The 12963-nt window shown below is 48.7% G+C and carries 12 protein-coding genes; 11 read left to right on the forward strand and 1 reads right to left on the reverse strand.

The genetic code is table 11. The features are described 5' to 3' along the window. Positions 1 to 66 precede the first annotated feature (66 nt). The 11 genes from XMD579_RS04530 to fba all read left to right on the forward strand — a co-directional run bounded on the left by XMD579_RS04530 (position 67) and on the right by fba (position 12168). On the forward strand, positions 67 to 1485 hold the full coding sequence (locus XMD579_RS04530; protein ID WP_173481521.1) for a form I ribulose bisphosphate carboxylase large subunit: 1419 nt from the start codon (positions 67 to 69) through the stop codon (positions 1483 to 1485). Between the two features lie 69 nt (positions 1486 to 1554). Further along, complete coding sequence (locus XMD579_RS04535) at positions 1555 to 1911, forward strand: ribulose bisphosphate carboxylase small subunit (protein ID WP_173481520.1); 357 nt, start codon at positions 1555 to 1557, stop codon at positions 1909 to 1911. Between the two features lie 61 nt (positions 1912 to 1972). After that, positions 1973 to 2785, forward strand: a complete 813-nt coding sequence (locus XMD579_RS04540; protein WP_173484313.1) for a CbbQ/NirQ/NorQ/GpvN family protein — start codon at positions 1973 to 1975, stop codon at positions 2783 to 2785. A gap of 14 nt (positions 2786 to 2799) precedes the next feature. Next, positions 2800 to 5142: a nitric oxide reductase activation protein NorD gene (locus XMD579_RS04545; protein WP_173484260.1), complete on the forward strand. Its 2343-nt coding sequence runs from the start codon at positions 2800 to 2802 to the stop codon at positions 5140 to 5142. An 8-nt stretch (positions 5143 to 5150) separates the two neighbouring features. Beyond that, positions 5151 to 5459 carry a hypothetical protein gene (locus XMD579_RS04550; protein ID WP_173481517.1) on the forward strand — a complete coding sequence of 103 codons (309 nt, stop codon included), beginning with the start codon at positions 5151 to 5153 and terminating at the stop codon, positions 5457 to 5459. Between the two features lie 169 nt (positions 5460 to 5628). Then, entirely contained in the window at positions 5629 to 6336 is a 708-nt protein-coding gene (locus XMD579_RS04555) for an HAD-IA family hydrolase (protein WP_173505931.1), read from the forward strand. A gap of 37 nt (positions 6337 to 6373) precedes the next feature. Then, positions 6374 to 7465, forward strand: coding sequence for a class 1 fructose-bisphosphatase (locus XMD579_RS04560; protein ID WP_173505932.1), 1092 nt, complete (start codon positions 6374 to 6376; stop codon positions 7463 to 7465). 23 nt (positions 7466 to 7488) lie between these two features. After that, entirely contained in the window at positions 7489 to 8373 is an 885-nt protein-coding gene (locus XMD579_RS04565) for a phosphoribulokinase (RefSeq protein ID WP_173481514.1), read from the forward strand. A 25-nt stretch (positions 8374 to 8398) separates the two neighbouring features. After that, on the forward strand, positions 8399 to 10417 hold the full coding sequence (gene tkt, locus XMD579_RS04570) for a transketolase (RefSeq protein WP_173505933.1): 2019 nt from the start codon (positions 8399 to 8401) through the stop codon (positions 10415 to 10417). A gap of 11 nt (positions 10418 to 10428) precedes the next feature. Continuing rightward, a complete protein-coding gene (gene gph, locus XMD579_RS04575; RefSeq protein WP_173505934.1) occupies positions 10429 to 11091 on the forward strand; it encodes a phosphoglycolate phosphatase in 663 nt (220 codons plus the stop codon). Positions 11092 to 11133: 42 nt separating this feature from the next. Continuing rightward, on the forward strand, positions 11134 to 12168 hold the full coding sequence (gene fba / locus XMD579_RS04580; RefSeq protein ID WP_173481511.1) for a class II fructose-bisphosphate aldolase: 1035 nt from the start codon (positions 11134 to 11136) through the stop codon (positions 12166 to 12168). Positions 12169 to 12446: 278 nt separating this feature from the next. Here the strand turns inward: fba and XMD579_RS04585 are convergent, their stop codons facing one another. Continuing rightward, the gene (locus XMD579_RS04585; protein ID WP_173505935.1) at positions 12447 to 12902 is read right to left on the reverse strand and encodes a PaaI family thioesterase; all 456 of its coding nucleotides are present in this window, start codon (positions 12900 to 12902) and stop codon (positions 12447 to 12449) included. Positions 12903 to 12963 lie beyond the last annotated feature (61 nt).

The raw sequence follows: 12963 nt of genomic DNA on the forward strand, positions 1-12963 counted from the left end.
GATCTCAGCCTGGCACTCAAACAGCACAACAATAATCAAGGTTTAATCCAACAGGAGAAATTGACCATGGCAAAAAGCTATCAAGCAGGTGTAAAGGAGTACCGTGAGACGTATTGGATGCCCGATTACACACCAAAAGATACGGACTTTCTGGCGTGTTTTAAGGTAATTGCACAAGATGGAGTGCCACGTGAAGAGGCGGCAGCAGCAGTTGCGGCAGAGTCTTCTACCGGTACTTGGACGACCGTGTGGACAGATCTGCTCACTGATCTTGAGTACTATAAAGGCCGCGCTTACGCTATCGAGGATGTTCCTGGTAATGACGAGGCGTTCTACGCATTCATTGCCTACCCAATTGACCTGTTCGAAGAGGGCTCTGTTGTCAATGTATTGACCTCTCTTGTTGGTAACGTATTTGGCTTTAAGGCAGTGCGTTCTTTGCGATTGGAAGATGTTCGTATTCCAGTCGCCTATGTAATGACCTGTGGTGGACCACCGCACGGCATTCAGGTAGAGCGCGACATTATGAACAAATACGGTCGTCCAATGTTGGGGTGCACCATCAAGCCTAAGCTGGGTTTGTCAGCCAAAAACTACGGACGAGCAGTTTATGAGTGTCTTCGCGGTGGTCTCGATTTTACCAAGGATGATGAGAACGTTAACTCTCAACCGTTCATGCGCTGGAGACAACGATTTGATTTTGTCATGGAAGCCATTGAAAAAGCCGAAGCTGAAACGGGTGAGCGTAAAGGTCACTACCTGAACGTGACAGCTCCAACTCCGGAAGAGATGTATAAGCGTGCCGAATACGCAAAAGAGATCGGCGCCCCGATCATTATGCACGATTATCTGACCGGTGGTTTTACCGCTAACACAGGTCTAGCAAATTGGTGTCGTGAAAATGGCATGTTGTTGCACATTCACCGTGCCATGCACGCTGTTCTAGACCGCAACCCTAATCACGGTATCCATTTCCGAGTGCTGACTAAGATGCTTCGTCTTTCCGGTGGTGACCATCTTCACTCTGGCACGGTGGTTGGTAAGTTGGAAGGTGACCGTGAGGCGACCTTGGGCTGGATCGATCTAATGCGTGACTCTTTTACAAAAGAGGATCGCAGTCGCGGCATTATGTTTGATCAAGACTGGGGATCTATGCCGGGTGTTATTCCGGTTGCCTCGGGCGGTATCCATGTTTGGCACATGCCTGCATTGGTTAACATTTTTGGTGATGACTCAGTTCTACAGTTTGGTGGTGGTACTTTGGGTCACCCGTGGGGTAATGCCGCAGGTGCAGCTGCGAACCGTGTGGCTCTTGAAGCCTGTGTTGAAGCGCGAAATCACGGTGCTGAACTTGAGAAAGATGGTAAACAAATCCTTCTCTCTGCAGCCGAGCACAGCCCTGAGCTAAAAGTTGCCATGGAAACCTGGAAAGAGATCAAGTTTGAATTCGATACGGTCGATAAGCTAGACGTCTCTCATAAATAAAGTAATGGGAGGGTTCCTTAGAGACCCTCCTTAATAAATTGAGCTCTTATTAGAGTTGAGGAATAGATGATGAGTGAAATGCAAGATTACGCATCAAGCCTGAGTGATGTGAATAGCCGTAAATTCGAGACATTCTCTTACCTGCCTGAGATGAATGCTGAACAAATTCGAAAGCAAGTTGAGTACATCGTGTCTAAAGGATGGAACCCGGCGATAGAGCATACAGAGCCAGAGAATGCGTTCGATCACTACTGGTACATGTGGAAGTTGCCACTGTTCGGTGAGACCGACGTTGATCGAGTTCTGAATGAGGCTGAAGCTTGCCACCAAGCCCACCCTAATAACCACGTTAGGTTGGTCGGTTATGACAACTATGCTCAGTCAAAAGGTGCTGAGATGGTGGTTTACCGAGGCAACCCAGTATAACGCTATAGATACCCCCTCTAATGAGGGGGTTTTGCTCTCAATGGATACAAAAGGTAAGAGTATGAGTGCAGTGAATACGGATCAATACATTATCAAGGACGAACCCTTTTATAAGGCGGTAGGCAATGAGGTCGATATGTATCAAGCCGCCTATGCAAGACGTATGCCGGTGATGCTCAAAGGGCCAACGGGATGCGGCAAATCAAGATTTGTGGAGTATATGGCCTGGAAACTGAAGCGTCCTCTGATTACGGTTGCCTGTAACGAAGATATGACGGCCTCAGATCTGGTTGGACGTTTTTTGCTCGATAAGGACGGTACCCATTGGCAGGATGGTCCATTAGCGACAGCTGCCAGAATAGGGGCAATTTGTTACTTGGATGAGGTCGTTGAAGCAAGACAAGATACCACCGTTGTGATTCACCCCTTAACTGACCATCGCAGAACACTGCCTTTGGATAAAAAAGGGGAACTGATCGAGGCGCACCCTGATTTTCAATTGGTTATCTCTTATAACCCCGGTTATCAAAGCCTGATGAAAGATCTTAAACAATCCACTAAACAGCGATTTGGTGCGATGAACTTTGACTATCCGAAAGATTATGATGAAGCTGAAATTGTAGATAAAGAGACAGGTGTGGGTCTTGATATCGCCAATAAATTGGTTCAAATAGCCCACCGTGCGAGGAATTTGAAAGGGCACGGCCTTGATGAAGGAATATCAACTCGTTTGCTTGTCTATGCTGGGCAGATGATCGCTGAAGGTGTAGATCCGTTGTCTGCGTGCAAAATGACGTTAGTAACACCATTGACCGATGATCCAGATATGCGAGAAACCCTAGATGCTGCAGTCAACACATTTTTTGTGAGCTAACAGGGGCAGCACCGATGAGTATCGACATGGACCAGTATCGTCAATCTCTTGAGAGCATCGCTCCAGAAATGAACGATGTTTTAGAGAGTCACTTTCATGAAGCCGCACGAGTGATGTCATCGCCTGCCTTACAAGACTATCTTGAGGGTGCACAGAGTTTGGCGAATCTAGGTCGTGGTAAAGAGCTCGTGATCGCGTTTATTGAATGCATGCCACAGGTCGTGAAAGAGTGTGGTGAGGATGTCATGAGTGACTGTATTCATGCAGCCATGAAACTCGCTTCGATGACCTCTGGTGAAGTCATTACTCTGTTATTGCAATCCCTGCCGATTGCTGCAAATCGTCTTGGTGATCCTGAATTGCTGAGAGGGTACCTTACTCTCATCCATCAATTGTCTGCTAAGGCAGCTCGCGGCCTTAGGCCGATGCTGAATCATATGGATGAGCTGCTATCAAAGCTGACGCTTTCAGGACTTCGACGTTGGGCTAACTTTGGGGCGGATGCTTATCGAAGAGATTTTGTTAATCTAGTCAGTTATTTCGAGCTCAAGACCGCTGATAGTCAAAAAATGCTGCAACAAGAGCGCAAGGGTACGCTGTTTATTGATGCGCAACGCAAATTAAATTTTTACTTAAGGGCTTTATGGGGAAGAGATTTTTTTCTTCGTCCCACCTCGGCAGATTACGAAGACTTTAAACCTTACATTGAACATCATGTTATGCATTTGCCAGATGCGGTTGATGATCTCAACCAGGTGGATGGCGTCTCGTTATATCGTGCTCAAGTGGCACACGCTGCTGCTCATATGAGTTATACGACTGACCGAATGGATGCTAGCGGCCTTAGTCAGGCGCAGATGTTCTTTATCGCATTGATCGAAGATGCCAGGGTTGAGTATTGTGCGATGCAAGACTTTCCTGGACTGCGTTCCACTTGGCAAGCGTTACTGTCAATTGAGCCGGAGGGCCGTGAGGAACACCCAACCTTACAGCGGTTGGGTCAGTTTGCATTGATGCTGATGGATGAAACAGTAAGATCAGACGACCCAGAGTTGAATGAATTATCGGCTAAGTTTCATCATGAAATTTCTGCTAAAAAAGACTCTTCTGAAATCAGCTTTCAGTTAGGACTGGCGCTTTTTGCTCTGTTTGATGACCGTAAAGAGGTGCCCAGTCTACGTATTCTGCAGTCCATGCGCACACCTTATCGTGATGATAATCGTTTTGTTTGGGAGTTTGAGCCTTTCAATCTAGCTGAGCATGGTCTGGAGTATATTCCCGCTTCGCAACGACAGGTAAGAAAGTATGTCAGTGCCGTCGAAATGGCGAATGAGGTGGACTGTGAGCTAGCGGGCGATGATGCCCAAGAAGTTTGGGTATGCGCGACAGAGTTCATGCCTTATGAGGATGCAGGTGAAGCGACCGAGTCTTTTAATGACCGCTGGGGTAAAGAGCCTATTTCAGATCCATACCACTATCAGGAGTGGGATTATCAGGTGCAGTTATACCGACCCGATTGGGCAACGGTGTACGAAAAAAGAGCTCAAAAAGGGGATCCAGAAACGATTGATCGGATCTTTCAAGAACATAAGCCGATAGTGCAGAAAATTAAACAGGTTGTTGATCTTCTCTCACCGGATGGCGTTCAAAGAGAGCGAAATATGGAAGATGGTGATGAGATTGATCTGAATGCGGCCATCGATGCGATGATTGCCATCAGAATGGGTGAACAACCCAACCCCAGAATCACAATGCGTAATGTTGTCAAAAATCGCGATCTTGCAGTGACTGTATTGTTGGACCTATCTGAGTCGACGAATGAGACCATGGAGGGATCTGATAAAAGTGTGCTTGAGTTGACGCGTGAAGCAGCGACGCTGGTTTCAAGCGCGATCAATGGCATCGGTGATCCTTTTTCGATACATGGATTCGCTTCTGATGGTCGACACGATGTTCAATACTTTAAATTTAAAGATTTTAATCAGAGCTTTAATGACGAAGCAAAAAGTCGTCTTGCAGGAATGACGGGAGGGCTGTCAACTCGTATGGGAGCAGCCATGCGACATGCTGGAAGTCTTTTGATGAAACAACCTGAACGCCGCAAGCTGCTCCTGTTGGTCACAGATGGGGAACCAGCTGATATCGATGAGCGTGATCCCCAACACCTTAGGCACGATACCAAGAAAGCTGTCGAAGAGCTGTACAGCCAAGGTGTTTTAACCTATTGCTTAACCTTAGACCCCAATGCTGATAGTTATGTTAAACGAATTTTTGGGGCCAATAACTATACGGTGGTCGATAACGTTGATCGTCTGCCAGAAAAGCTACCCAGCTTATTTGCCAGCCTGACCTGTTAGGAGTCGTTATGCAAAAATCAAAAACATACGTCGGCATTCACAATGACCTTTACGGAGGGATGACCGATACCGGAAAAATCATCAGGGATGCTTGGGCTTTTGGTTTGATTCCGGAAACGGAAAGTTGTGAGGGTTGGTTAGTGCAGGGGCTGGAGACACTCTGGCGTCAGGTCAATGATGAGTGGGAGAATTATGGATTTTCTGTCAGTCAGTTGCCAGATGAGATCCGAGTGCGTTACCTACATATTCAAGAACAAGCCATTGTTCATGCAAAATCAAAGGGGTGGGACGCGGATAGAGATTTGATGGCAGATTAACTTTTATTTAGTAAGCCTCGATGTAAAAGCATCGGGGCTTTTTTACGTCGGTTGTTAGTTAAGTGATTTCTTAATCCTAATATAACCTCATTTTAATTGCGCTTACTTAGCACACTGAATACTCTTAGTTAATAGAAAATAAACATAAGAATATAACTGAAGGTATTAAATGGCACTTAAAGCGTTAATTTTTGATGTCGACGGTACATTGGCAGACACCGAAATGGCGCATATGGCTGCTTTCAACTATGCCTTTGAAACAGCGGGCCTCACTTGGTTATGGGATTTAGAGTCCTATACAGAGCTGCTTGAAGTCTCGGGCGGCAAAGAGCGAATTCGTCACTACTGGAACCAACGGCCTGATCGAGGTGTTCAAGTCAGCGAAGAGCGCATCGACTCAATCATTCCAGAGCTGCATGCCACTAAAACTGCTCGTTATGAAGAGATGGTTGCTTGCGGAGAGGTTGCGATGCGCCCTGGTGTTTTAGAGCTAATTAAAGCCGCGAAGTCTGCTGGTTTAAAGCTAGCCATCGCCACAACGACCAGTCCAGCCAATATAGAAGCACTGCTCTCTCACGCCATGGGCGATGACTGGCAGGAGACGTTCACCGTTGTCGAAAACGCAGAAACTGCCCCGAATAAAAAACCAGATCCTAGTGTCTACCTTCAAGCATTGGAGCGTCTTGGTGTCTCATCGGCAGAGGCAATAGCCATTGAAGATACCAACAATGGGTTAAGAGCCGCTAAAGGCGCCGAATTGGCTACTGTAATAACCCCTAATGAGTTTTCCAAGCACCATGATTTCACAGGGGCTGACTTAATTGTTCCCTCATTAAGCGATGTGAATTTAGAGCAGTTGTCTCGACTGATCGCTTAACAATACCGATTTTCAAAAATAATAAGAGGCAACTGATATGCCATTTAGAACCAATAGAACGACCTTAACTCAATACCTCATTGAAGAGCGTCGTCGTTACCCAAGCGCCAGCGGTGATTTTAACGCCTTGATTTTGGATGTGGCGATGGCCTGTAAGCAGATCGCTAAAGCCGTAGCCTATGGCGAGTTAGCGGGCTTGCACGGTGAGCATAATGAAGATGCTGGCGGCAGTATCAATTTCCAGGGTGAGGCTCAGAAAAAACTGGATGTACTCAGTAATGACATCTTCATCAAGACGACAGAGTGGGGCGGACATCTTCTTGGTATGGCCTCGGAAGAGATGGATGAGGCACTGGATATCCCAGAGGGGAATCCGAAAGGACGCTACCTGATTGTATTTGATCCACTCGATGGCTCATCGAACATTGATGTGAACGTCTCGGTGGGCAGTATTTTCTCGATTCTTCGTGCACCGGATGATGCAACAGCGCCTATTCAAGAAGAGGTATTTCTTCAGCCCGGATCACAACAGGTAGCGGCGGGATACGCGCTTTATGGTCCCTCGACCATGCTGATTCTTACGGTGGGTAACGGTGTAGTTGGTTTTACTCTGGATCCCGCTTTAGGTGAGTTTATGTTGACTCACCCAAGTATCACCATACCTGAGGATACTCAGGAGTTTGCGATCAATACCTCTAATAGCCGTTTCTGGGAAGCGCCCGTTAAACGTTATGTCGATGAGTGCCTTGCGGGATCGACGGGTCCGCGCGGTAAAGACTTCAACATGCGTTGGATCGCTTCGATGGTCGCGGAGGCGCACCGTATCCTAATGCGTGGCGGTGTATTCATGTACCCACGTGACACCAAAGATCCAAGCAAAGCCGGTAAGTTGCGACTGCTGTATGAGGCGAATCCTGTCGGCATGATTATCGAGCAGGCCGGTGGTCGTGCCAGTACTGGCAGCTACCCCATGCTGGATGTGAAACCGACCGAGCTTCACCAACGCATAGGGTTGGTGTTTGGTTCCAAAAACGAGGTCGAGCGCATCGAACGTTACCACAACGAACCGATCGAAGAGAAAGGCGAAGATATGCCGCTCTTTGCTGAACGCAGTCTATTCCGCGATTAAGTTACTGGACCTGGAGAAACATTATGTCAGAACGTCACCCAATTATTGCGATTACCGGCTCATCAGGTGCAGGTACTTCAACCGTTACTCGTACATTCTCAAACATCTTTCGTCGTGAAAATGTTAAAGCCGCGATTGTCGAGGGCGATAGTTTCCACCGTTACGATCGTACCGAGATGAAAAAGCAGTTGGCGCAAGCCGACGCCGCGGGCAATAAACATCTCAGCCACTTTGGTCCAGAGAACAACCTGTTTGATGAGCTCGAAGGCCTGTTTAAAAGCTACTCTGAGACGGGTACCGGTAAAAAACGCCTCTACCTGCACAACCAAGATGAGGCTGAGCCCTACGGACAAGAGCCAGGTACCTTCACACCTTGGGAAGAGATCGATAAAGATACCGATATCCTTTTCTATGAAGGCCTGCACGGCGCGGTGAAAACTGAGCAGAACGATATAGCCCAATACCCAGATCTACGTATCGGTGTGGTTCCCGTCATCAACCTTGAGTGGACGCAGAAGCTTTGGCGCGATAAGAATCAGCGTGGTTACAGTGCTGAAGCGGTAACGGATACGATTCTGCGTCGCATGCCTGATTACATTAACTACATCTGCCCTCAATTTGAACATACGCATGTGAATTTCCAACGCGTACCGATGGTCGACACCTCTAACCCTTTCATCGCTCGGGACATCCCTTCTGCCGATGAGAGCATGGTGATTATCCGCTTTGCTAACCCTAAGGGGATCGACTTCCAGTATCTTTTGAACATGATTGGCAATAGCTTCATGTCACGTGCCAATACCATTGTTGTCCCTGGGGGCAAGATGGAGCTGGCAATGCAGTTGATCTTCACACCCTTTGTATGGCGCATGATGGAACGTCGTAATCGCGCCTTGGGTCGTGGTTAAGGCCGTCGCTAATTAGGAGCAACAGATGAACAGAACAGCACCGAATGCCGCTATGGCAAATGAGATGGCCAATGCGATTCGCTTTCTAGCGATCGATGCCGTCGAAGCCGCAAAATCGGGACACCCAGGTGCACCGATGGGTATGGCAGAAATTGCAGAGGTTCTTTGGAACCGTCACTTGAAACACAGTCCAGCCAATCCACACTGGCCAGATCGCGACCGTTTTGTTCTCTCTAATGGTCACGGTTCAATGTTGATCTATGCACTGCTGCATTTAACGGGATACGATCTTCCAATCGATGAACTTAAACAGTTCCGCCAACTGCACTCTAAGACACCAGGTCACCCTGAAGTGGGCGTTACAGCGGGTGTGGAGACTACGACGGGTCCATTAGGCCAGGGTATCTCGAATGCTGTCGGTTTGGCACTTGCCGAGAAGATGTTGGCGGCAGAGTTTAATGAATCAGGGCACACTATAGTGGACCATTTCACCTACTGTTTCTTGGGTGATGGCTGCATGATGGAGGGGATCAGTCACGAGGTCTGCTCACTGGCTGGGACCCTAAGAACGTCTAAGCTCATCGCGATCTACGACGACAACGGTATCTCGATTGATGGCCACGTCGAAGGCTGGTTTGCTGATGATACGCCGGCACGTTTTGAAGCTTATGGCTGGAATGTGATTCGTGATGTAAACGGTCATGATGCGTCAGCTGTCGATGCAGCGATTCGTGCAGCCAAAGCTCAAGCGGTCTTAGCTGATGGCAAACCGACACTGATCTGTACTAAAACCGAGATAGGTAAAGGGTCGCCCAATAAGGTCGGTACACACGACGTTCATGGTGCCGCACTGGGTGCTGACGAGGTCGCTGCGACACGCGCTGCACTGAATTGGAATCATGCGCCATTTGAGATTCCTAGCGACGTGAAGAGCGCTTGGGACTGCACCGATTCAGGCAGAGCAGAAGAGGCGGAATGGGATATTCGTTTTGCTGAGTACGCTAAAGCATTCCCAGAAAAAGCCGCAGAATTCAGACGTCGTATGACCGGTGAGTTGAGCGACGAGTATCAATCTAAGATTGCCGATATCATGGCTCAGATTGCAGCAGCAGAAGGGGACGTAGCGACTCGTAAAGCGAGTCAAAATGCGCTAGATGCTATCGCACCTCTTGTTCCTGAGTTTTTTGGCGGAAGTGCCGATTTGACCGGTTCGAACCTGACTAACTTCAAAACAGCCACCTATGCGGGTCGGGATACTTGGGGTAACCACCTCTCCTACGGGGTTCGTGAGTTTGGTATGGCTGCGATTATGAATGGTATGGCACTGCATGGTGGATTCCTACCTTATGGCGGCACCTTCCTAACCTTTAGTGATTATTCTCGTAATGCGATTCGAATGGCTGCACTGATGAAACAGCGTGTGGTTCATGTCTTTACTCATGACTCCATTGGTCTGGGTGAAGATGGCCCAACACACCAAAGTATCGAGCACGTTCCAAGCTTGCGCATCATCCCAGGCCTTGATGTCTGGCGTCCTTGTGATGCCCTTGAAACGGCAACGGCCTGGGCGCACTCGGTTGAGCGACAGGATGGTCCCTCTGCTCTAGCGCTGTCACGACAGGGGATGCCTAAATTACTGAAGGCGGCCTCTGATGCAGATAAGGTTCGCAAAGGTGGCTACATCCTCTCTGATATGGCCAGTCCACAAGCGGTGATCATGGCAACCGGTTCTGAAGTGCAATTGGCGTTGCAGGCTCAAGAGACTCTAGCGGCTGAGGGTATCTCAACTCGCGTTGTCTCAATGCCTTGTACCAATCTGTTTGATCGCCAATCTGAAGATTACCAAGAGCAGACGATTCCATCGGATCTTCCGGCTGTTGCAGTGGAAGCTGCGCATACCGATTTCTGGCGCAAATATGTGGGCAGAAAAGGCGGTGTTGTAGGTATCGACAGCTTTGGTGATTCAGCACCGGCTCCTGTTCTCTATGAGTACTTCGGCATTACTGCTAACGCAGTTGCTGATGCTGTTCGCCAGCGAGTTTAGGGGTAACAGAAATGTATAAAGCGATGTTATTTGATCTTGACGGTACCTTAGTCGAGACGGCGCCGGAGATCTATGATGCCACCAATGCCACTTTAGAAGAGTGTGGTTATGCAAGGGTGACTCAAGAACAGGTCAACTCGTGGATAGGGCACGGCACACGTGCGCTGTTGATTAAAGCCCTGGCTTACATCCACAACCAATCCATTGAAGAGATTGAGTCTGGAGCTATTTTGGCAGGCGCACTACCTGTCTTTGATAAGCACTATCAACGCTGCTGCGGTACCACCAGTTACCTCTATCCACATGTTTTAGAGGTGGTTAAAAAGCTTGGGTCTGAAGGGGTCAAGTTGGCAGTGGTTACCAATAAAGAGAGCCGATACACCGATCGTGTGTTAGCGGCTCACGGCTTAACGGAACTCTTCGATATTGTAGTCAGCGGCGACAGTTTTCCAGTGAAGAAGCCTGACCCAACGTCAATTTTAGACTGCCTTGAGCAGTGGCAAATCTCAGCAGAGGATGCACTGTTTGTGGGTGACTCCTCGATCGATGCGGCCACGGCGCGTAATGCAGGCATTGATGTTTGGTTACTTCCTTACGGTTACAACATGGGTGAACCGATTGAGTCGGCTAACCCCGATCGCGTCATTCAAGACTTTTCAGAGTTGGTGGATTAACCCATCAATTCAATAACTTAATCGACTCTTCGGAGGTAAATAATGGCACTTGTATCCCTACGTCAGGTACTTGATCACGCCGCAGAGAATAGCTACGGTGTTCCTGCGTTTAACGTTAACAACCTTGAGCAGGTGCAAGCGATCATGCAAGCAGCGCAGGCAACAGACAGTCCTGTGATTCTGCAGACATCTGCTGGCGCTCGCACCTACGCCGGTGAGGCTTATCTTCGCCATCTCATTTTGGCGGCTATCGAGACACACCCGGATCTTCCGGTTGTCCTGCATCAGGATCACGGTGCATCACCTGCAGTCTGTATGCAGTCGATCCGCTCTGGTTTCTCCAGTGTCATGATGGATGGTTCGTTGATGAGCGATGGTAAAACGCCATCCACCTACGAATACAACGTCGATGTCACTCGACAAGTCTGTGAAATGGCGCATGTTGTCGGTGTATCGGTTGAAGGTGAACTGGGCTGTCTTGGTTCGCTAGAGACAGGCGAAGCCGGTGAAGAGGATGGTCAGGGTGCTGAGGGTATTTTGAGCCATGATCAAATGCTGACCGACCCTGATGAAGCTAAAGACTTTGTTGAGAAAACTGGCGTCGATGCCCTAGCAATTGCGATTGGTACCAGCCACGGTGCGTACAAATTTACACGCCCACCGACGGGCGATATTCTCGCAATTGATCGTGTCGCGGCGATTCATAAAGCAATCCCGAACACCCATCTGGTGATGCACGGTAGTTCCAGCGTGCCACAGGAGTGGTTAGCGATCATTCGTGAGTTTGGTGGCGAGTTGAAACCGACCTACGGTGTCCCTGTAGAGGAGATCGTTAAAGGGATTCAAAACGGTGTTCGTAAGGTCAACATTGATACCGACATTCGCTTGGCAATGACCGGTGCTATGCGCCGTATGATGGCCGAGAAGAAGAGCGAGTTTGACCCACGTAAATTCCTAGCCGCAGCCCGCGATGCAGCCTCAGGTATCGTCAAAGATCGTTTCGAAGCCTTCGGCTGTGCCGGACAGGGCAGTAAGATCAAACCGATCTCAATGGATGACATGGCGGGTCGATACTAATCGACCCAAGATCCATTCAAAACGTTGGAGCGGTCTTGAAAAGGCCGCGATATCTCCTAAGATCAAAAGCATTTCTATCCGACTGGCGTCGGCTAGCCTTCTTCTTTGTGTGAGCGGTATTGACGGTGACTGCCCTTCAGCCTGTCATCCGCCGTGAGAATTTAATGCCTATCTGGAAAACACCGAAAAAGCAGATGACAGGCTGAAGCCAGTCACTGTTGCTTTCAGATAAACTCTAATGAATACCAATCGCGGCCTTTACAAGACCGCTCCAACAATCACTCAACGCCAAACGCAACCATCTCAGCCTCTGCACAGAGCCTTTCATTGGCGGATAAGGTCAACTTAACTCGCACTTTACGCCCCTCGATGGATAGCAGCTCGCCATGCAGCTGCAACTCTACGCCCATTGGAGTGGGGGTAAGGTATTTGATGTTCAACTGCCCCGTAACGTGGCGTTGAATCTTTGCATCTTTTTCGAGTGTTTCATGCTTCTGCAGGTAGCTTAAAGCGGCCGCTGATGCAGTGCCATGACAGTCGAGTAGGGAGGCGACCGCGCCGCCGTAGAGGTGTCCAGGAACGCCGCCACTGTATTTGTTCTCTGGCGTGAAGCGAGCTAGAGTTGTGTCACCTGTTACATAACTTTTCAGGTGCCATCCATCCGCGTTTGATCGACCACAGCCGAAACAGTGGCTATGGCTCTCTGGATAGAGATCTTGAATGGCTTGGTTCATTGAGACTCCTACTCACATCTTTGAATAGAGAATAGCAATTATCTTATCTAGGTTGATACAT

This window comes from Marinobacterium sp. xm-d-579, assembly GCF_013282935.1.
Lineage (GTDB): Bacteria > Pseudomonadota > Gammaproteobacteria > Pseudomonadales > Balneatricaceae > Marinobacterium_E.

Bases quoted from the DNA above. Each gene is read 5' to 3' on its own strand.
- XMD579_RS04530 (WP_173481521.1), top strand. From the start codon at position 67: ATGGCAAAAAGCTATCAAGCAGGTGTAAAGGAGTACCGTGAGACGTAT.
- XMD579_RS04535 (WP_173481520.1), top strand. From the start codon at position 1,555: ATGAGTGAAATGCAAGATTACGCATCAAGCCTGAGTGATGTGAATAGC.
- XMD579_RS04540 (WP_173484313.1), top strand. From the start codon at position 1,973: ATGAGTGCAGTGAATACGGATCAATACATTATCAAGGACGAACCCTTT.
- XMD579_RS04545 (WP_173484260.1), top strand. From the start codon at position 2,800: ATGAGTATCGACATGGACCAGTATCGTCAATCTCTTGAGAGCATCGCT.
- XMD579_RS04550 (WP_173481517.1), top strand. From the start codon at position 5,151: ATGCAAAAATCAAAAACATACGTCGGCATTCACAATGACCTTTACGGA.
- XMD579_RS04555 (WP_173505931.1), top strand. From the start codon at position 5,629: ATGGCACTTAAAGCGTTAATTTTTGATGTCGACGGTACATTGGCAGAC.
- XMD579_RS04560 (WP_173505932.1), top strand. From the start codon at position 6,374: ATGCCATTTAGAACCAATAGAACGACCTTAACTCAATACCTCATTGAA.
- XMD579_RS04565 (WP_173481514.1), top strand. From the start codon at position 7,489: ATGTCAGAACGTCACCCAATTATTGCGATTACCGGCTCATCAGGTGCA.
- tkt (WP_173505933.1), top strand. From the start codon at position 8,399: ATGAACAGAACAGCACCGAATGCCGCTATGGCAAATGAGATGGCCAAT.
- gph (WP_173505934.1), top strand. From the start codon at position 10,429: ATGTATAAAGCGATGTTATTTGATCTTGACGGTACCTTAGTCGAGACG.
- fba (WP_173481511.1), top strand. From the start codon at position 11,134: ATGGCACTTGTATCCCTACGTCAGGTACTTGATCACGCCGCAGAGAAT.
- XMD579_RS04585 (WP_173505935.1), bottom strand. From the start codon at position 12,902: ATGAACCAAGCCATTCAAGATCTCTATCCAGAGAGCCATAGCCACTGT.